The organism is Arthrobacter sp. Y3224198 (assembly GCF_059090025.1).
Map to the genome: position 1 here is coordinate 98,133 of NZ_JBNHFG010000008.1, position 19,506 is coordinate 117,638.

A 19,506-nucleotide genomic window follows, 5' to 3' on the forward strand; every position below is an offset into this window, starting at 1 on the left:
GCATGGAGCTAGGAAGCCTTCTTCTGCCCCTGCTCATCCCGCGCCGGGCCGTGGCCCCATCCGCCGTGGTCGATGTCCAGGATGCGGTTGTCTTCGCTGTAGCAAATGGTGACCGGCTCGCCGTACTGCTCGCAGTCCGGATCCGGGCACCTGTCCTTCATATTGCCGACGTACTCGTTGGCGAAGTGCTGCTCCCACTCGTCCACCTTGCCCATGGCCCACGGGTCGCCCTGTTCGGCGAGTTCGTTCAGCTCATCGAGGGTGTACATGCGTCCGCGCTGGGGGTGGACCTGCTGATCGGCCACTGCTGGCTCCTTCCGGAAGGCAGATATTTCCTTGTCCGTTCCCTTAATCTAACGCCGCCCGCAGGCACCGCCGTGCGGCGTGCCCGGCGCGTCCCGGATCCGCTCTCTGCAGGGCGGATGATCGGACCTGGGGAGGCAGGGATCCAGCCCGACGGCGATGGCCGGCCGCACAGCGCCCGGCAGCGGTGCAGGGACATGGCGTAGTCTGTAAGCACCATGGCAGATATAGATTTTCCCGCAGAAATCCGCGCCCTCCGCTCCACCTTCGCCTCCATTGAAGAGGTCTCGGACGTGGCAAAGATCAAAGAGGACATCGAAGAGCTCAGCGAGATGGCCGGCGTCCCCGATCTTTGGGATGACCCCGCGGAAGCGCAGAAGATCACCTCAAAGCTCTCGCACCGCCAGTCCGAGTTGGAACGCCTGGAAACCATCCAGTCCCGGATCGACGACCTGGAGGTGCTGGTGGAACTGGCCCAGGACGAGTCCGACGCCGATTCCAAGGCCGAGGCCGCCGCGGAGCTGGAATCCCTGCGCAAGGCCCTGTCCCAGCTTGAGGTGGTCACCCTCCTCTCCGGTGAATACGATGCCCGCGAGGCCGTGGTGACCATCCGCTCCGGCGCCGGGGGAGTGGATGCCGCCGACTTCGCCGAAATGCTGCTGCGGATGTACCTGCGCTGGGCGGAACGCCACGGCTACCCGACCCAGGTGCTGGATACCTCGTACGCTGAAGAAGCAGGCCTGAAATCCGCGACCTTCGAGGTCAAGGCACCCTACGCCTTCGGCACCCTGGTGGTGGAGGCAGGCACGCACCGCCTGGTCCGCATCAGTCCCTTCGACAACCAGGGCCGCCGGCAGACCTCCTTTGCCGCCGTTGAGGTCATCCCGCTGATCGAACCCACCGACCACATCGACATCCCGGACAATGAGATCCGCGTGGACGTCTTCCGTTCCTCCGGCCCCGGCGGCCAGTCCGTGAACACCACCGACTCGGCCGTGCGCCTGACGCACATCCCCACGGGCACGGTGGTGTCCATGCAGAACGAAAAGTCGCAGCTGCAGAACCGCGCTGCCGCGATGCGCGTGCTGCAGTCCCGGCTGCTGCTGCTGAAGAAGGAGCAGGAGGACGCGGAAAAGAAGGCGTTCGCCGGCGATGTGAAGGCCTCCTGGGGCGACCAGATGCGTTCCTACGTCCTGAACCCGTACCAGATGGTCAAGGACCTGCGGACGGAACACGAGGTGGGCAACACTTCAGCGGTGTTCGACGGCGAGATTGACGACTTCATAGACGCCGGTATCCGCTGGCGCGCCACCGGCAGCATCCCCGCCACGAAGTAGGCCCGCCACCGTGTAGTTCCCGGCGCGCCGGAAACTACAGCCCCAGACCCGTCCGCAGCGGCTGGACCAGGGTCCGCGCGAAGGTGTCGGTGATGTGGTTGTCCCGGTACACCAGTACGTTGCCGATCGCGCCGGGGCACTGCGAGTCAGCACAGAAGTACCCGGTCAGGTCCACCGCCCTGCCGCCGTCAACCCGTGCGGCTGCCTGAAGCAGCGGATCCGACTCGCCCGACAACGACGGGTCGGGCACGGAACAGTCCGCTGCATCGGCCTTTTCGACGATGCATTCCGGAATGCTGGATTCGGGATACGGAACATCCCCGATGACGCCGATCCTTATCCCGGCCTTCTGCAAGGGCTCGAGCACTGCTACATACCCGTCCACAGCGTCCTGCGGCGCGTTCCACGTCCACCCCAGGGCCTTCGCATAGCTTGACGGACGCATTGCTGAGGTGACTACCAGCTCAGGCGCAATGTCCAGGATGTCCTGCACTGTCTGCAGATTCTGGGAGGAACAGTTGGTGTAGGTGAACGTATCGCTGCGCAGGGGCATGGAATTGAACGGGCAGCCGTTGCGGGTCAGCACATACAGCCGGAAACCGTTTTCCTTGGCCGCGATGTCCAGCGGACTCATGAAATGCGCGGCGTGGGAATCGCCCACCAGGACAATGCTCTTACTTCCGTTCGGGTCACCGTAGACGCACTCGGAGTACTCGGTCTCCGCCGGATCGTAGGCGATGCACCCCTCGGCAAGCGTGGGCTGGTCCGACATGGCGGCAGCAGGAGCGGGTCGGAGTGGCTGGCCCTCGGGTACCTCGGCAGGGTTGGCGGGGTCGAGCGCCATGGCGCCCGGGTAGGAATCAAAGTCGTAGTCCGCGGCAAGGGCGTCAATCTTCTGCTGCACCATCGCGTAGGGCACGGCGGCGAAAACAACGGGCACCGTGATCAGCACCGCTGCCAGGGCATAAACCGGCCGGTAGCTTACCCGGACGGCTCCGTGCCGTCCCGGGGCGGGAGATTTTCCTTCGAACCGCCGGAAAGGCTTTTCGACGTACCGGGTGGAAAGCGCACCCAGGACCACACTGGTGCCCACGATCATTGCCCCGGAATACGGGCCCGGGCCGCGGCCGAGAACGTAGACGGCGAAAACGGTCACGGGCCAGTGCCAGAGGTAGAGCGAATATGAGATGTCGCCGAGGTAGGCGACCGGACGCAACGACTGCCACCAAGCAGCGGAGGCCCATGGAAGCACGGCGTCGCTGCGGCTGCCGGCCAGGATACACAAAGCAGCACCCACGGTGGGGCCCAGGGCAACCCAGCCGGGGAAGAACATGGCGGTGGAGAACGTCGCTGCGCAGATGCAGATCAGCAGGATGCCTGCCCAGCCCGCGGCTACGGACAGTGCGCGTGGGAGGGCCCGGTTCGCGGCGGCGACGGCCAGTATGCCGCCCAGACCGAGTTCCCAGATCCGGGTGGTGGTAAAGAAGTAGGCCAGATCCGGGGACGTCGCCGAAAACAGGACCGAATGGACGAAGGACAGCACGGTGACGGCGCTGACCATGGCCAGGGCGGCGGTCCGCAGGCTGCACCGGAGCCGGAGCCGTCGGACAGCTGCCGCCATGCCCAGGAGCAGGACCGGCACCAGCAGGTAGAACTGTTCCTCCACCGCCAGGGACCAGTAATGCTGCAGGGGCGAAACCGAAGCGGTCGCGCCGGCGTAGCTGGTGGTACTGAAAGCCTGGTTCCAGTTCTGTATGTTCAGGCTGGAGGCCACCGCGTCGCGAGCAACTCCCTGCCAGCGGCCTTCCGGGAAGATGAGCACGGTCATGGCCAGCGTCACCAGAAGGACGGCGGAGGCCGCAGGCAGGAGCCTGCGGATGCGGCGCCCGTAGAAGGCGGTGAGCCCGATGGCTCCGGTCCGGCTGAGCTCCCGCACCAAGGACCCGACGATCAGGTAACCGGAAATGACAAAAAAGACGTCCACCCCAACAAATCCGCCGGGTAAGGCACCGGGCCAGACGTGGTAGATGACAACCAATCCCACTGCCAGGGTGCGCAGTCCTTGGATATCCGGCCGGAACCGGGCGGTTGGACCGCGGGAGGGTCGCCGGGACGCGCGGGAAAGGTCCCAGGCCGCCGCGCGGGAAGCGGGGGTGCTGGGAAGGGAAGCAGAGTCGACGTTACCGGCTGAGTCTCCGGCCTGAACTATAGGCACTGGTGGACTCTACCCGAAGGCCTTCAGTGGCCAGAAGTCGGCTCGCCGGTATATCACCCGACACGCGCAGACGGGTTGTGGAGGATTGCCGTGATTGCTGGCTATAGTCGAGAGGCCGGTGCCCATACCCCGAACCAAGGCCCGTGTCTCCGGCGGCTCCATGGGCGCTAAGTAGTCATGATTACCTTCGACAATGTCACCAAGCTCTACGACCGGAACTCCCGGCCCGCGCTCAACTCCGTCAGCCTTGACGTTGACCGCGGGGAGTTCGTCTTTCTGGTGGGTGCGTCCGGATCCGGCAAGTCCACCTTCATCCGGCTGATCATGAAGGAAGAGCACGCCACCCGGGGAACGGTCTACGTGGCCGGCGCCAACGTTGCGAAGATCCCCAGCTGGCGGGTGCCGCGGCTGCGGCGTGGGATCGGCGTCGTCTTCCAGGACTTCCGCCTGCTGCCCAACAAAACCGTGTTCGCCAACGTGGCCTTTGCCATGCAGGTCATCGGCCGCAGCCGGGCCGTCATCCGGGATTCCGTCCCCGAGGTCCTGAAGACGGTGGGGCTGGAAGGCAAGGACAACCGCATGCCGCACGAGCTCTCCGGCGGCGAGCAGCAGCGCGTTGCCATCGCGCGGGCAATCGTCAACAAGCCGGGCATCCTGCTGGCCGACGAACCCACCGGAAACCTGGACCCGGCCACCTCCCTGGGCATCATGAAGGTGCTGGACCGGGTGAACCAGAACGGCACCACCGTGGTTATGGCCACGCACGACGACGACATTGTGAACGCGATGCGCAAGCGCGTGGTGGAACTGCGCAACGGCAAGATCATCCGCGACGAGCACGAAGGCATCTACCTGGGCGAACCGGCCCCGGAAACGGACAACCGGCCCGATGAGCCGGCACGCCGGGAGAGCGGGGTGGCGGAATGAGGCTCGCGTTTGTCCTCGGCGAGATCGGTTCCGGCCTGCGCCGCAACCTCTCCATGGTGGTCTCCGTTGTCCTGGTGACCTTTGTGTCGCTGACCTTCGTGGGCGCGGCCGGCCTGCTGCAGCTGCAGATCGGCCAGATGAAGGGCTACTGGTACGACCGCGTGCAGGTTGCCGTTTACCTGTGCACCGACAACGACGTTTCGGCCTCGTGTGCCTCCGGCGCCGTCACCGACGAGCAACGCGACGCGGTCGAAGCGGACCTGCGTGCGGACAAGTACGTGGAGTCGGTCGAGTACGAAGACCAGGAGACAGCGCTTTCGCACTTCCGCGAGCAGTTTGCGAACTCACCCATCGTTGACAGCATCACTGCTGAGATGCTGCCGGAGTCCTTCCGTGTGTCGCTGGTGGATCCCGAGAAGTATGAGGTCATCAACGAGGCCTTCTCCTCGAAACCAGGCGTGGAATCGGTGAGTGACCAGCGAGAACTGTTCGAGAAAATGTTCACCTACCTGAACCTTGCCTCGGTCGCGGCCCTGGGCGTGGCCGCCGTCATGCTGATCTGTGCCATCCTGCTGATAGCCACCACCATCCGGCTCTCCGCCTTCAGCCGGCGGCGGGAAACGGGCATCATGCGCCTGGTGGGCGCCTCCAAGGCGATCATCCAGCTGCCCTTCGTGCTGGAGGGCGTCATCGCCGCCGTCATCGGCGCCATCCTGGCCTCCGCGGCGCTGTGGAGCACCGCGCACTTCTTCATCGGTGCACTGGCACGCCAGTATCCCACCACGGCCTTTATTTCCTCGGAGCAGGTCCTTTACCTGACACCCGTCCTACTTGTTCTCGGAGCGCTGTTGGCGGGGGTATCCTCGCTGCTGACGCTCCGCCGGTATCTGAAGGTCTAAAGTCATGAGCAGCATATGAACGCCGGAAACAAACGCGGAAGATCATGGAGAGTCCCATCGATGGTTGATGCAGTGCCCCACAGGTCCAGGCGTACTCCGGGAGTCCGGGCCGCCGCGGCTGTTGCCGCGCTCCTGGCCCTGACCCTGTCCGTGGCGTTCACCGGACCCGCAGCGAATGCGGATGATCTGGATAACCGGCTGGCAGGCGTCGAGGCCGAGAAGCAGAAGGTCCAGCAGACCTACGAGTACCTCAGCGCCGACATTGCCGAAACCATCGCCAAGCTCAACATCTACAACGGCCAGCTCCCCGCCGCTCAGCAGCAGCTGGCGGACGCCGAAGGGCGGGTGGACACTGCCGCCGGCAAGGTCAGCGCCCTGAATGACCGGGTGGCCCTGGCACAGGAAACCCACAAGACCATCTCTGCCCAGATCGAGAAGGACCGCGAGGACATTGCGGCCACGGAAAAGGCCATCGGGCAGATCGCCTCGCAGGCGTATAAAAACGGCGGGGTTCCCTCCACCCTCTCGCTGATGTTCGGTGCCAAGGGCGCCGACAGCCTGACGGATTCCCTCGGCATGGCCGAACAGGCGCTGAAGGGGCAGAACGCTGCGGTGGAAAAGCTCTCGCAGCAGAATGCCAACAACGTGAACTCGGAAGCCCGGCTGGCAGCCGTGGCTGAGGAGATCAACAAGCTCAAGGCACAGGCCGAAGAGGCACTGAAGGCTGAGCAGGCCGCCCGTGATGCGGCAGCGGCCGAAAAGGAAAAGGTGGACGGGCTCATTGCCCAGACCACGGCCATGAACCAGGAGCTTGAGGCACAGAAGCCGAAGCTCCAGGCGCAGATGGCCAGCCTTGAACAGGAAAGCGCCCAGATCAACGCCGACATTGCGGAGCGGCAGCGCGTCCTGCTGGAGGAATACCGCAAGCGCGAGCAGGCCCGGATCGACGCGGCAAACCGCGGCAGCGGAGGCGGCGGGGCGCCGCAGCAGATCCCGGCACCGGGCAACCCGTCGTCCTCGTTCGGGCTTCGTTACCCGGTTCTCAACGCACCCATTTCCTCCGGCTTTGGAAACCGTCCCACGCCTCCGGGAACCCTGGAACTTGGCAGCATGCACACCGGAATCGACTTTGCGCCGGGCTGCGGTGCGCCGGTATATGCCGCCGCGGCGGGAGAGGTATGGCGCGCGGTGCCGCTGAATGACCAGCGCGAGATGATCGGTGCCGGCAATTATGTGGTGCTGAACCACGGCGTGGTGAGCGGCAACGTACTGGCCACGAACTACTACCACCTGCAGCAGTACGTCGTGCAGCAAGGGCAGTGGGTAAATGCGGGACAGCTGATCGGTTACGTGGGCACCACCGGCAACTCGAATGGCTGCCACCTGCACTTCGAGACCGTCCTGAACGGTAAGCTCGTGAACCCGATGTCGCTGCTGTAGGCCTACAATAGACCTTTCGCAAAAACCTACTAAGGAGTTGCCCCGTGCCTAAGGAAAGTGGCCGGAAGGTAGTGGCCACCAATCGCAAGGCCCGGCATGACTACGAAATCCTCGACACCTATGAGGCCGGCATGGTCCTGATGGGAACCGAGGTCAAGTCGTTGCGTGAGGGCAGGGCGTCGCTGGTGGACGGCTTCGCCACCTTCTATAACAATGAGCTCTGGCTCGAGGCTGCCTACATTCCCGAATACCTCAACGGAAGCTGGACCAACCACTCTGCGCGCCGCCGGCGCAAGCTGCTGCTGCACCGCGAACAGCTGGAAAAGATCATGCGCAAGACCAGCGAATCGGGCTACACGATCGTCCCGCTGCAGCTGTACTTCCTGGACGGCCGCGCCAAGGTGGAGATCGCCGTTGCCCGAGGCAAGCGCGAGTACGACAAGCGCCAGAGCCTGCGCGAAAAGCAGGACAACCGCGAGGCACTGAGGGCCATGCGGGACAAGAACCGCGGCGCATGAGCGGGACCTTCTGGGAAGTCCAGACCGAAACCGTTGAGGAAACGGCCGTGCGGAAACCGGCCTGGACCTGGGTGGTTGCCGTTGTCGACCTGATCATTGTGCTGGCCGTGGTGCCGGTGGTCATCCTCGTGGTGGTGCCCTTCTTTGCGGTCTATTACCTGTACCTGGCGCATTTGCTGGTCTGGGTCGCTCCGCTGCTGGTCGGAGCCAACGTTGCCCTGTTCCTGTGGGCCTTCCGCCGGAAGGCAGCCGGGATGACGGCGCTGGGCATCCTGACGGTGTTTTTCGTGGCCGTCTCCTGGGTCCTGCTGCTGGTCTGGCAGGCGCCGGTCACCGTGCTCGGGTTCACCTTCTAGGCTTTGCGCGCCCATGGGCTACAATAGGTGTTCCGGCTTCGGCCGGATTGGCAACTCAATAAGGGGATGACCGGTTTCGACGATGTTTTGTTGAGACAGGGGAAGCGGGCCGAGGATACAGGGTTATCTCGTTAACGATCTCTGTAAACCAATAAGTGCCGAATCAAAGCGCACTGACTTCGCTCTTGCTGCCTAAGCAGTAAGGCATAGTCCGTCAGCCCGGGGATGCTCTCGCCCCGGTGCCTGGCGTCATTTAGAGGGCCACTGCTGAACACTTTCGCCGTTGGGGTGTTCGGGACTTTTAGACGGCTGGGTCCGGATCAGCCACTTGTCTGCGTGATGGCTGGGACCGAGAAAATCCGCTGCAGACTGCGCCCGGAGAAGCCCTGACAAAGCGACATCGGACGGGGGTTCGATTCCCCCCATCTCCACGTGCATTGCAGCAGTTGCCACCACGGCGGGGAGTGTCTTCGGACACTCCCCGCCGTTTGCGTTAAACCGCCGCCGGAACCTGCAAAAGAGCAAGAGTCATTTGTCACACCCGCGCCCTTTCGGCGGTCCTCCGCGCTTTTTCCCGCCGGGCGGGGCGGGGCTCGTTGGTAAACTTTGACGTACGCAGTACCCGCGCCGGCTTCCCCCGGAGCGGGCGATATAACCGGTCGCAAGACCTTGTAGGAGACGCACCACCTTATGCAAAGCCCGGCACTTGAATCCCAGCATGACGATCTTTGGAACCGACGGTATGACCCCAATGTTGCGGAAGTGAACCAGCTTTGCGACTCCCTGGCCGAAGTGAAGCCGGGAAGCCAGGTGCCCTACATCGACCCGATGCACGACATCGGCGAATGCCGGATTGTCAGCCTTTTCTCCAACATCGGCGAGGCCCACGAGTCAGGCTTCATTACGGCGGGGGACAACGACGCCGTTGCCCGCCTCTTGGGCGTGCACTGGCAGGCAGGCCTGCGGCCCGAGTTCGTTATGCCCTGGAATACCTATCCCTGGCATGTGCCGGGGGAGCCGAACGGCAAGCTGACCAAGGAACAGATCCAGGAAGGCCTGCGGCCCTTGCTGCGGTTCCTGGCACTGGTGCCCCGTGCCTCGGTGATCGTGGCCCATGGCACGGAGGCCCAGCGGCTTGCCGCGGCGTTCCTCAAGACGGAGAACCGGATGATCTACCGCCGCAGCTTCAAGGTGTACAAGGCCCGCTCCCTCTACGGCCGTTCCTTCGGCGCCACGGCGGAACGCCAGCAGGAAGCGCTGGACGACATGCGTGCGGCCTACACCGATGCCATGGCACGTACCGGGCTCACCGCCGCCCGGTAGGACGAACCGGGGCGGGCCGTGCGTTCCCGCAGGACGGTCCGCCCCGGCCGCGCCGGCCGCCCGGTCCGCCCCGGCCCGCCCCGGCCCGGTCGGCCGCCGGGCGGACCAGGCGCCTCCTGTCAGACCCGGGTCAGGCCCGCTCTACCGGAGAGTCGACCACTCCGATAAACCGGGAGCCGACGCCTTCATACTCGCTTCGCACGGCACCGTCCGGCACGGCCGGCAGCTCGCGGACGCTGTGGTCGAAGCAGGCCAGGAACGTAAACTCCGGCCACCACTTCTTCGGGCGGGCAGTCTCGCTGTAACCGCACACCGTGCAGGTCAGTTCAACCCACACCGGACGCTTGCCGGTCCGGTTGGCCCGGGACTGGAGCAGCCACCCGGGCGGGTCCGCCTGCAGCTTGGCAAGTTCGGCATCGCTGATGTGTGCCGGGATCCCGTGCCGGGTGGCCATTTCCAGCGGAATATCAAGAATCTGTGCGGCTTGGCGTCGTGTAGTCATCGGTTAAACGATACGCGGAACCGGGAGCCGCAGCCGCTCCCGGCCCCGCGCGGGCACGCGAAGCGGGACGGCAGTCCGGCCGCCGTCCCGCTCGCGTGTCAGTCCCTCGCCGGCTGCGTGGCCGGTGCGGCCTGCCGGCCGGTCATGCCGGGGTGGACTCGAAGAAAGCCTCGCGGAGGTTGCTTTCCTGATCCTTCGAGAGGTTGGTGTAGATGAGCTTGGCACCCTGGTAGTCCTTGAAGGCTTCGGCCACCCGGTCCTCCACGGCATCGGTGGACAGCACGAACAGGGCGGACGTGCCCGGCGTGACTTCCTGGCGGACCTGGGCGATGAAGTCATCGTTGATCCCCACGTCGACCATGGACGCCGACAACGCACCGACTGCGGCACCCACTGCGGCACCGATCAGGGGAACAAAGAAAATCAGGCCGAACAGGAGTCCCCAGAAGCCGCCGCCCAGGGCGCCTGCTCCCACCAGATGGTGCTCCTGGATGGTCTTCGGCTTTTTCTTGTCGTCGGGCCAGGTGACCACTGCTTCATCCTGGACATTGATGAGCCCCTGCGACTGCAGGCTGGCGAGGGTTTCCGTGGCGCGCTCAGCAGCCCCGGCATCAGAGAATTTCCAAACGGTCAGTGTTGCCATGGCAGTTACTCCAAACGTTAGGGTTCCAGACGGTGACCGCACACGGGACCCGTCTGCAGCGCCAACGTTAGTGTTGGGCCCTGCCGGGTTCAAGGAAAACCGGCGTCCCCGGAGCAGCTGGCCCGGGAACCTGCGGCAGCCCTGTGCCAGCCGGGCGGCGGGACGTACTATGCTGTGACACCCGCGAAAGGACGGCCGTCCATGGAGGATCCGCAGCATCCGGCGTGGTGGGCCGACGCCGTCGTGTACCAGATCTATCCGCGCAGCTTTGCCGACTCCACCGGTGACGGGATCGGAGATATCGGCGGCATCATCGAGCACCTGGACCACCTTGTTGATCTTGGCATCGATGTTCTTTGGCTTTCCCCTGTGCATCAGTCGCCGCAGTTCGATAACGGCTACGACATCAGCGACTACCGTCAGATCGATGCCCTGTTCGGGACCAACGAACAGTATGAGGAGTTGCTGGCCGGGCTGCACCGCCGCGGCATCAAACTGATCATGGACCTGGTGGTCAACCACACCTCCAGCGAGTATCCGGGCTTTGTGGAGTCCAGGTCCTCCCGCAACTCTCCGCGCCGGGACAGTTACTGGTGGCGGGATGCCCGGCCCGGATTCGCCCCTGGGGAGCCCGGCGCCGAGCCAAACAACTGGCGGTCCATGTTCGGCGGGTCGGCCTGGACCTATGACCAGCACACCCGGCAGTACTACCTTCACCTCTTTACTCCGCAGCAGCCGGACCTGAACTGGGAGACCGCCCGGGTCCGTGAGCGGGTGTACGCGATGATGAACTGGTGGCTGGACAAGGGGGTGGACGGCTTCCGCATGGACGTCATCAATTTCATCTCCAAGGATCCCGCGCTCCCGGACGGCGTGGCGGATTCGTCGGGGGTCTGGGGCGACGGCAGCCCCTACTACGTCAACGGGCCGCGGATCCACGAATACCTGCAGGAGATGCACCGGAAGGTCTTCAGCGAACGCGGGGGCGATTACCTGAGCGTGGGCGAAACACCCGGCGCCACCGTGGAGCAGGCCAAGCTGTATACGGACCGGCGGCGGCACGAAGTGGACATGGTCTTCCAGTTCGAGCACGTGAGCCTGGACCACGGCCCGGGCGGGAAGTTCGATTACCGCGGCCTGAACCTGGCCGACCTGAAGACCAGTTGGAACCGGTGGCAGCGCGGACTGTCCGAGACCGGCTGGAACAGCCTGTACCTGAACAACCATGACCAGCCGCGCGTGGTCTCCCGTTTCGGGGACGAGTCCGGGTACAGGTATGAGTCGGCCACACTGTGGGCCACCCTGCTGCACCTGCAGCGCGGCACCCCCTACGTCTACCAGGGCGAGGAAATCGGCATGCCCAGTGCGGGTTTCACCTCGATTGACCAGTACCGGGACGTCGAGTCGCTGAACTACTACGCGGAGGCACTGGCCCAGGGAATGGACCGGGAAGCAGCGCTGGAGGCGCTGCGCCGGATGAGCCGCGACAATGCCCGCACGCCCATGCAGTGGACCTCCGGACCGAATGCCGGCTTCAGCACAGTGGAACCGTGGATACCCCTGGGCGCAGGTTATCCGTCGGTGAGCGTCGAAGCGGACCGCGCCGCCGGGAAGTCCGTCTTCGGCTACTACCAGCGCCTGATCCGGCTCCGGCACGAGTCGAAGCTGGTGTCACTGGGCGACTTCCGCATGCTGGACCCTGCCCACCCCACGCTGTTCGCGTTTCGGCGCAGCAGGGGAGACCAGGCCCTGCTGGTGCTGGGCAACGTGTCCGGCGGGGAGCTGGGCGTCCCGTCCAACCTTGGATCCGGTGAACTGGTCCTGGGCAACTACGCCGACGCCGGCGACCACCATGTGCTGCGGCCGTGGGAGGCACGGGTGCTGGATATTTCCATCTATCCCGGTGGCTGAGTCCGCGCAGCCGGCCTGCTCCGAACGGGACTATTCCGAGGTCAGCGAGCCGGCGTACAGGTCCAGCAGCGCCGGCATTCCGCCCCCGGCCATGGCCCGGCGCTGCTGCTGAGCGCCGGTCCCGTTCCGCCACAGGTCCTCGAGTCCGGCGTGTACCCAGTCCGTGTCGCCTTCCTCGGCAAGGGCGCCGCCAATGAAGCCGAGCAGCTTTCCAATCCGCTCCCGGGCCGGGACCAGCCCGGCAGAAACCGGGTCCACCAGGTTCCCGGTGAGTCCGTCCCGCGCGGCCTGCCACATGGCAGCATCCAGCAGTTCGTCGTCCGGCTGCGAGTAGGGGATGCCGGCGCGCGCCTGGGCAACGGCCGTGCTGACCAGGCCGCGGATGATGCCGCCGAGCAGGACGGAATCCCGTGCCTTCAGCTGTGCGTCGCCGGCCCGGACTTCAAGGGTGGGGTAGCTGTCCGAGAGCCGGGCCATCCAGGTCAGCACACCGCGGTCAATGATGGCCCCGGTGTCCACCAGGGCCTGGATACGGCGTTCATAGTCGGCAGCGTCACGGAATACCGGTGCGCAGCCCTGGACCGGCCAGCGCCGGTAGTGCACCACGCGCCAGCTGCCGAATCCGCTGTCACGGTCCAGCCAGAAGGGCGAGTTGGTGCTCAGCGCGATAACGGCCGGCAGCCATTCGCGGATCCGGTTCAGTGCCTGCACGCCGGTTTCCCGGTCCGGGACCGAGACGTGTACGTGCAGGCCGTTGACGAACTGGTCGCCCACAATGCCCGGGGCGCTGGCCTGCAGGTCCCGGTAACGGTCCTTGTCCGTGAGCTCGGGGTAATGCTCCTCAATGCGCGGGGCGCTGGCGGTGCCTGCCGCAACAACTCCGGCCTTGCGCGCTCCGGCCTCCAGCTGGGTGCGGAAGTTCAGCAGGTACTCTTCCGCTTCGGTGAGGGTGGAGGAGACCGGGGTGGCCGTTTCGATCTGGCAGCTCAGCAGTTCGCGCTGGACCTCCGACTCAGTGACCCGCGGGGAGCTGTGCAGGAACGCCTCCACCTCCGCGGCCTTGTGGACCGGAAGGCCGCTGGACGGATCCAGCAGCAGGTATTCCTCTTCAATGCCCAGTGTCGCCATATGTGATTCTCCCGTGGACTCAGGCCGTCCCCGAACGGCACCGCTGGTGATTTCGTCTTCCCCGAGACTAGTGCGGCAACCCGGGTGCGCACCAAATGCCCCGCGTCGCAGCTAGGACGTTCCCGCGCCCAGTGAACGGTCAAACAGCTCCATGAGCGCTACGAAACCGCCCGCCCGGACGGCGTCGCGCTGTCTTTCCGAGCCGGTGCCCAGGTTCCGGACCCGGTCGATGCCCGCCGTTGCGTAGTCCCGGTCCCCGCTTTCCTCCAAAGCCGGTGTCACGTAATCCAGCAGTGCGGCAAGATGCCCGGCGGCCGGGGTGTTGCCACCGGGATGGGCCAGCAGGTTTCCGCGCAGGCCAAAACGGGCTGCCTGCCAGAGCCCCGCGTCCAGCAGCTCCGGGTCGGGGTCCGCGGGGGCGGTTCCGTCGTCGTCGGCGGCCAGGGTGGCCACCAACGCACGCACGAGCACGGCGAGCAGGACGGAGTCCTGTGCCTGAAGCTGGGCGTCGGCTATCCGGACCTCGACGGTGGGGAAGCGTTCGGAGAGCCTGGCCGCCCAGCCCACGTGCCCGGCGTCGGGCACCACGTCGCTGGCCAGCAGGTTGCCGAGCCTGCGGGCATAGTCCGCCGCATCCTGGAAAAACGGCGGGCAGCCCTGGACCGACCAGCGGCGGTAGTGGACCATACGCCAGCTGGCGAAACTGCTGTCCTCCCCGCGCCAATAAGGCGAGTTGGCGCTCAGTGCGCCGAGCAGCCCCAACCAGGGCCGCAGCCCGTTCAGGACGCGCACGCCCGCTTCCCGGGTGGGGACGCCCACGTGGATATGGGTGCCGTTGACGTACTGTTCATTGCCCACTGCACCGGTCAGCAGGCCCATCTTCCGGTAGCGCGCGGAGGAATTGAGCACGGCGGGCGTTGCCGGGATGCGTGGGGCGGCCCCGGTGGCGGCCACGGAAACCCCTGCGGCTGCTGCCGCAGACGCCAGTCCGGTCCGGAAGCCGAGGAGGGCGTCCAACGCCTGGAACCGGTCGGTGCAGATGGGGGTGGCGCCCTCCACCTGGGCATCCAGCAACTCCGCCGAACCGGTGAAGCCGCCCGGCGCAGCGGACAGGAATGCCCGGGTGGGTTCCTGGGCTCCGGAGGGAAGCCCCGTGAGTGGATCGAGGAGGAGGAATTCCTCCTCGATCCCGAAGGTATGGACCATGCGTGCTTTCTCCCTGCGCCGCCCGGCCGGATCCAACCAATTCTATGTAGTGCGGGGCGGTGAAGCACCAGGCCGAAGCGGACAGGAGGGCGTCGGGCCTCGTGTCCCTGGGGACCGGTCAGGCCCGCAGCGCCCGCCAGGTCAGGGTGAGATAGGGCAGGTCCAGGACCTCGCCCGGCCGGTAGCCGAGGTGCTCGTACAGATACCAGGTGAGGTTGGCCTGCAGCCGTTCGCGGGCGGCGGTGTCCGCCGACAGGTAGAAGGCACGGGACTTGGCCAGGTCAAAGAGGTCTTCGGGTGTCATTTGCTGCACCCAAGGCACGGTGGAGAAGGTGTCGAGGGTGAATGCCGGGCCCAGCTCGGGGCGGAACCCGGGCCGCAGGACGTCCCCGGCGTGGATGATGCGCGAGTAGCGGTGCACCCACGGCACACTGACGTCCAGCTGGTTCCAGACCAGTCCGAGGATTCCGTCCGGCCGCAGCACGCGGGCGAACTCGCGGCTGGCTGCTTCCGGATCGCACCAGTGCCATGCCTGGGCCACGGTGACGGCGTCCATCGAGGCGTCGGGCAGGCCCGTGTCCTCGGCCGTGCCCACCCGTACGGGAACCCCGGGCAGGGACCGGGAGAGCTGGACGAGCATGTCCCGGGACGGGTCCACGGCGTGGACGCTGAGGCCGGCCGCGTGCAGTTCGCGGGTGTACTTGCCGGTGCCGGCGCCGACGTCGGCCACGTCACGGACGGCGGGGGAGCCGGGCCGGGTCACAAGCCAGCGTACGGCCTCGGCGGGGTAGCCGGGCCGGATGCGGTCGTAGTGCTCCCCGCCCTCCTGGTAACTGTCGGCCAGCTGCCGGCGCCGCAGCGCCTCAAGCCGGGGTCCGGAGGCGCCCATTGCTAGAGCAGATCGTCCAGATCGGGGTTCAGGCGCTGCAGCACTTCGCTGTGGAGTGTTCCGTTGGTGGCCAGCGCGTTGCCGCCAAACGGCCCGTCCTCGCCTTCGAGGGAGGAGAACCGGCCGCCGGCCTCGGTCACGATCGGCACCAGTGCCGCCATGTCATAAAGGTTCAGTTCCGGTTCGCACGCAATGTCGACGGCGCCTTCGGCCACCATGCAGTAGGACCAGAAATCTCCGTAGGCCCGGGTGCGCCACACGGACTCGGTCAGGTCCAGGAATTCCTCCAGGTTCCCACGGTCCTTCCAACCGCCCAGGCTGGAGTAGGACAGCGAGGCGTCGGAGAGCCGGGAGACGTTGGAGACGCGCAGCCGGGTGGCGGAGGCCAGGGAACGGCCCATATAGGCACCGGTGCCGGTGGCTGCCCACCAGCGCTTGCCCAGCGCCGGGGCGCTGACCACGCCGAGGACGGGCACGCCGTCGTCGACCAGGGCAATCAGCGTGGCCCAGACGGGGACTCCGCGGATGAAGTTCTTGGTGCCGTCGATCGGGTCCACGATCCAGCGCCGGGGCCCGGATCCGCTGGAGCCGAATTCCTCGCCCAATACCGCGTCGCGGGGCCGGGCACGCGAGAGCTGGCCGCGGATGGCGTCTTCGGCCGCCTTGTCGGCGTCGGTCACGGGGGTGAAGTCGGGTTTGGTTTCGATCTTCAAATCGAGCGCCCGGAACCGGGACATGGTCTGGTCATCCACGGAATCGGCCATCACATGGGCCAGGCGGAGGTCATCGTTGTAGTTCTGAACGAACGGCATACTGTTCAACTTATCCTTATTCGGCGGGCACTGCCCGGCATTACGCCTGCAATGCAGGCAGTGTCCTGTGCCTTGGGCGCACCGGCGGGGTCTGCGGTTACTGTTCGCCCAGCTCCTTGGCGGAGGACTTGTTCTCCGTGCGGGTGCCGGTGCCAAGCAGCCGCCGCAGGGAGGCCAGGCGGGCCGGTCCGGCCGGGCCGGCATGGCCCTGCTCCACGTAGGGGTCCAGTCCGCACCCGACCGCCACCGAATCGTGCCGGCAGCCGCGTTCACAGTCCGCGGTGCCGGGCTCCAGGTCCGGGAAGGCCTGCAGGATCCGGTCCGGGTCCACATGCGCCAGGCCGAAGGAACGGATGCCCGGGGTGTCGATGATCCAGCTGCCGGCGGGCGAGTCGCTGAGCCGCAGGGCCAGCGCAGAGGATGAGGTGTGCCGGCCGCGCCCGGTCACGGCGTTGACGCCGCCGGTGGCACGCGCCGATCCGGTGAGGGCGTTGACCAGGGTGGATTTGCCTACGCCGGAGGGTCCCACCAGGACGCTGACGTGGCCTTGGAGAACCTCGTGCAGGGCCTCGACGGCGGTGCCCTGCAGCCGGGCGGACAGCCCGTCGTCGGACCGGGCATCGATGCCGGACGCATCTGCGGCCGCAGTGCGGCTGATGATGACCTGCAGGTCCAGATGTTCGTAATTGGCCAGCAGGTCGGCGGGGTCCTTGATATCCGCCTTGGTGATGCACAGGACCGGGGAGATGCCGGCGTCATAGGCGGCCACCAGGGCGCGGTCGATGAAACCGGTGCGGGGCTCGGGGTTTGCTGCCGCCACCACAATGACCAGCTGGTCCGCGTTGGCCACCACCACGCGTTCCACCGGATCGGTGTCATCCGCGCTGCGCCGCAGCACGGTGGCGCGTTCCTCTACGCGGACCAGGCGGGCCAGGGTATCGGGAGCGCCGGAGACGTCACCCACCAGTGCCACCCGGTCTCCGGCCACCACCGGTGTGCGCCGCAGTTCGCGGGCGCGCGCGGCAATGACGGTGCGTTCATTTGCCGTGTCTTCGTCCACGACGGCGGTGTACCGCCCCCGGTCCACGGTGATGATGCGCCCGATGACGGCGTCCTCATGGGCGGGACGGTCCTTGGTGCGGGGGCGTGAGCCTTTTTTGTTGGGCCGGACCCGGACGTCGGATTCATCCCAGCCGCTGGTGCTGCGTGCCATGCTAGGCCACCGCCGATTTGGTCAGCTGCTGCCACAGCTCGGGGAACTCGGGGAGGGTCTTGGCCGTGGTGCCGATGTCCAGGACCTCGACGCCGGGCACGGCCAGGCCGATGAGGGCGCCGGCGGTGGCCATCCGATGGTCGGCATAGGTTTCCCAGGTGCCGCCGTGAAGCGCGGCAGGACGGATCCGCAGCCCGTCAGGTGTTTCCTCGGCGTCGCCGCCGAGCCGCCGGATTTCGGTGACCAGGGCGGCAAGCCGGTCCGTTTCGTGGCCGCGCAGGTGGGCAATGCCCGTCAGGACCGACGGCGAGTCCGCCAGCGCGCACAACGCCGCGACGGTGGGGGCCAGTTCGCTGGTGTCGGCCAGGTCCGCACCGTGGATCCGGCCGCTGCCGGTCACGGTCAGGGTGCCGTCCGCCAGGCTGACGGTTGCCCCAAGCTTCGGAAGGATGCTCCGCCATTTGTCACCCACCTGGGTGGTGGCGGAGGGCCAGCCGGTGACGCGGACGGTGCCGCCGGTGACCAGGGCAGCGCCCAGGAACGGTCCGGCATTGGAAAGGTCAGGTTCGATCACCACGTCGAAGGCGGCGATGGGGCCGGGAGCCACGCGCCATTCGTTCGGCACCGAATCGTCAACGTCCACTCCCACGCTGCGCAGTACCTGCACGGTCATGGCGATGTGGTCGGGGCTGGGCAGCGGAGCCCCCTCATGGACGAGGTGCAGTCCCTGCTCGAAACGCGGGGCGGCCAGCAGCAGGGCGGAGACAAACTGCGACGAGGAGCCGGCGTCAATGACCAGGCGTCCACCGGCAGGACGGCCGGAGGACGTAAGCATAAAGGGCAGCGAGCCGGTCCCGCCGTCGTCCACGGAGATACCCAGGCTGCGCAGGGCGTCGATGATGGCGGACATGGGCCGGGTGCGTGCGTGCGGGTCGCCGTCGAACTCTGTGCTGCCGGCCACGAGGGCGGCCAGGGGAGGAACGAAGCGCATCACGGTCCCGGCCAGGCCGCAGTCCACCCGGCGCGGGGCGGAGGGGGCGGCACCGGTCAGCGGGTCCACCAGCAGGTCCGGCCCGAAGGCGCCGCTGCCCTCACTTTCCGTAACAACGGCCCCAAGCGTCCGCAGGGCGGACACCATAAGCTCCGAATCCCGGGAATGCAGGGGTGCCCGCAACCTGGACCGGCCGTCCGCAAGGGCGGCCAGGACCAGATAGCGGTTGGTCAGCGACTTCGACCCCGGAACGGAGACGGTTGCCTCCACGGGCGAAACGGCGAAGGGCGCGGGCCAGGTTGCCGGCATCCCGGCATTCGGAGCACTCATTGCGGCTAGGAACCCACGATGTCCGAAGCGGCGTTGGACACGGCCTTGATCTGCTTGCCGGTGGTCTTCCGGACCGCCTTGGCTGCTGCGCGGCCCTTGCGGCCGGTGTCCGAGGCCAGGTGGTTGGCCCGCCAGGCCAGCCCCGGACGGCCGTTGGTGTCGACTGCGGACAGCAGTACGCCGCCGATCAGCGAGAGGTTCTTGAGCAGCTGGTTGCGGCGTTCCTTGCGCTCGGCGGCGGTGGAGGCTTCGGCGTTGCGGTATTCAACCACGGAGTTCAGCGCGGCGGTGCCGGCCAGCAGCAGTGAGGCGAGGCGGGTGAACTTGCCCATACCCAGCAGGGAGGCTGCGCCCACCTGGGTGTAGCCGGCCACCCGGGCCACAAGGGCGGGATTGGAGGTGGCTGCGGCGGCAGCCGGGACCGCACTGCCGACGCGCGAGAGGGTGGGGGCGAGCTGTTCGGCGGTCTGGTCCACGTTCCGAAGGCGTTCCACGCCTACGGCAACAAATCCGGTGGCGAGCAGCGGGCGTGCAATCAAACGGACTAATGACATAAAGGCCTC

General features: G+C 66.4%; 19 protein-coding genes and 1 other RNA gene. 9 read left to right on the forward strand and 11 right to left on the reverse strand.

The features are described 5' to 3' along the window. Positions 1-8: 8 nt before the first annotated feature. Entirely contained in the window at positions 9-305 is a 297-nt protein-coding gene (locus AC5RUF_RS06675; protein ID WP_493996178.1) for a hypothetical protein, read from the reverse strand. A 216-nt stretch (positions 306-521) separates the two neighbouring features. Between AC5RUF_RS06675 and prfB the strand changes: the two genes are divergently transcribed. Beyond that, on the forward strand, positions 522-1,640 hold the full coding sequence (gene prfB, locus AC5RUF_RS06680; RefSeq protein WP_493996177.1) for a peptide chain release factor 2: 1,119 nt from the start codon (positions 522-524) through the stop codon (positions 1,638-1,640). A gap of 34 nt (positions 1,641-1,674) precedes the next feature. Here prfB and AC5RUF_RS06685 read toward each other — a convergent pair whose 3' ends face one another. Then, positions 1,675-3,855, reverse strand: coding sequence for an acyltransferase family protein (locus AC5RUF_RS06685; protein ID WP_494130061.1), 2,181 nt, complete (start codon positions 3,853-3,855; stop codon positions 1,675-1,677). Between the two features lie 177 nt (positions 3,856-4,032). Here AC5RUF_RS06685 and ftsE point away from each other — a divergent pair, with 177 nt between their 5' ends. The 7 genes from ftsE to AC5RUF_RS06720 all read left to right on the forward strand — a co-directional run bounded on the left by ftsE (position 4,033) and on the right by AC5RUF_RS06720 (position 9,318). Further along, complete coding sequence (gene ftsE / locus AC5RUF_RS06690; RefSeq protein ID WP_494130062.1) at positions 4,033-4,782, forward strand: cell division ATP-binding protein FtsE; 750 nt, start codon at positions 4,033-4,035, stop codon at positions 4,780-4,782. After that, positions 4,779-5,681, forward strand: coding sequence for a permease-like cell division protein FtsX (gene ftsX / locus AC5RUF_RS06695; RefSeq protein ID WP_493996175.1), 903 nt, complete (start codon positions 4,779-4,781; stop codon positions 5,679-5,681). Before ftsE ends, ftsX begins: the two co-directional genes overlap by 4 nt. A gap of 72 nt (positions 5,682-5,753) precedes the next feature. Continuing rightward, positions 5,754-7,121 carry a peptidoglycan DD-metalloendopeptidase family protein gene (locus AC5RUF_RS06700; RefSeq protein ID WP_493996174.1) on the forward strand — a complete coding sequence of 456 codons (1,368 nt, stop codon included), beginning with the start codon at positions 5,754-5,756 and terminating at the stop codon, positions 7,119-7,121. A 44-nt stretch (positions 7,122-7,165) separates the two neighbouring features. Next, on the forward strand, positions 7,166-7,639 hold the full coding sequence (gene smpB / locus AC5RUF_RS06705) for an SsrA-binding protein SmpB (protein ID WP_493996173.1): 474 nt from the start codon (positions 7,166-7,168) through the stop codon (positions 7,637-7,639). Further along, entirely contained in the window at positions 7,636-7,995 is a 360-nt protein-coding gene (locus tag AC5RUF_RS06710) for a hypothetical protein (RefSeq protein WP_493996172.1), read from the forward strand. Before smpB ends, AC5RUF_RS06710 begins: the two co-directional genes overlap by 4 nt. Before the next feature lie 62 nt (positions 7,996-8,057). Then, positions 8,058-8,429, forward strand: a transfer-messenger RNA (tmRNA) gene (ssrA, locus tag AC5RUF_RS06715). Between the two features lie 256 nt (positions 8,430-8,685). Next, positions 8,686-9,318: a uracil-DNA glycosylase family protein gene (locus tag AC5RUF_RS06720; RefSeq protein ID WP_493996171.1), complete on the forward strand. Its 633-nt coding sequence runs from the start codon at positions 8,686-8,688 to the stop codon at positions 9,316-9,318. A gap of 130 nt (positions 9,319-9,448) precedes the next feature. Here the strand turns inward: AC5RUF_RS06720 and AC5RUF_RS06725 are convergent, their stop codons facing one another. Next, entirely contained in the window at positions 9,449-9,820 is a 372-nt protein-coding gene (locus AC5RUF_RS06725) for a hypothetical protein (protein ID WP_493999292.1), read from the reverse strand. A 142-nt stretch (positions 9,821-9,962) separates the two neighbouring features. Continuing rightward, positions 9,963-10,463 carry a DUF1269 domain-containing protein gene (locus tag AC5RUF_RS06730; RefSeq protein ID WP_493997851.1) on the reverse strand — a complete coding sequence of 167 codons (501 nt, stop codon included), beginning with the start codon at positions 10,461-10,463 and terminating at the stop codon, positions 9,963-9,965. Between the two features lie 201 nt (positions 10,464-10,664). Between AC5RUF_RS06730 and AC5RUF_RS06735 the strand changes: the two genes are divergently transcribed. Then, positions 10,665-12,374 (forward strand): alpha-glucosidase, encoded by a 1,710-nt coding sequence (locus tag AC5RUF_RS06735; protein ID WP_494130063.1) that lies wholly within the window; start codon positions 10,665-10,667, stop codon positions 12,372-12,374. Between the two features lie 30 nt (positions 12,375-12,404). On the opposite strand, the gene AC5RUF_RS06740 is transcribed toward AC5RUF_RS06735, so the two are convergent. The 7 genes from AC5RUF_RS06740 to AC5RUF_RS06770 all read right to left on the reverse strand — a co-directional run bounded on the left by AC5RUF_RS06740 (position 12,405) and on the right by AC5RUF_RS06770 (position 19,497). Further along, on the reverse strand, positions 12,405-13,502 hold the full coding sequence (locus AC5RUF_RS06740) for a carboxylate-amine ligase (protein WP_493997849.1): 1,098 nt from the start codon (positions 13,500-13,502) through the stop codon (positions 12,405-12,407). A 111-nt stretch (positions 13,503-13,613) separates the two neighbouring features. Then, positions 13,614-14,708 (reverse strand): carboxylate-amine ligase, encoded by a 1,095-nt coding sequence (locus tag AC5RUF_RS06745; RefSeq protein ID WP_494130064.1) that lies wholly within the window; start codon positions 14,706-14,708, stop codon positions 13,614-13,616. A gap of 118 nt (positions 14,709-14,826) precedes the next feature. Then, entirely contained in the window at positions 14,827-15,597 is a 771-nt protein-coding gene (locus tag AC5RUF_RS06750) for a class I SAM-dependent methyltransferase (protein WP_494130065.1), read from the reverse strand. A gap of 2 nt (positions 15,598-15,599) precedes the next feature. Then, entirely contained in the window at positions 15,600-16,409 is an 810-nt protein-coding gene (hisN, locus tag AC5RUF_RS06755) for a histidinol-phosphatase (protein WP_493998312.1), read from the reverse strand. A gap of 97 nt (positions 16,410-16,506) precedes the next feature. Further along, on the reverse strand, positions 16,507-17,622 hold the full coding sequence (rsgA, locus tag AC5RUF_RS06760) for a ribosome small subunit-dependent GTPase A (protein ID WP_494130066.1): 1,116 nt from the start codon (positions 17,620-17,622) through the stop codon (positions 16,507-16,509). A 1-nt stretch (position 17,623) separates the two neighbouring features. After that, entirely contained in the window at positions 17,624-18,943 is a 1,320-nt protein-coding gene (aroA, locus tag AC5RUF_RS06765; protein WP_494130067.1) for a 3-phosphoshikimate 1-carboxyvinyltransferase, read from the reverse strand. A 5-nt stretch (positions 18,944-18,948) separates the two neighbouring features. Continuing rightward, positions 18,949-19,497, reverse strand: a complete 549-nt coding sequence (locus AC5RUF_RS06770; RefSeq protein ID WP_494130068.1) for a DoxX family protein — start codon at positions 19,495-19,497, stop codon at positions 18,949-18,951. Positions 19,498-19,506 lie beyond the last annotated feature (9 nt).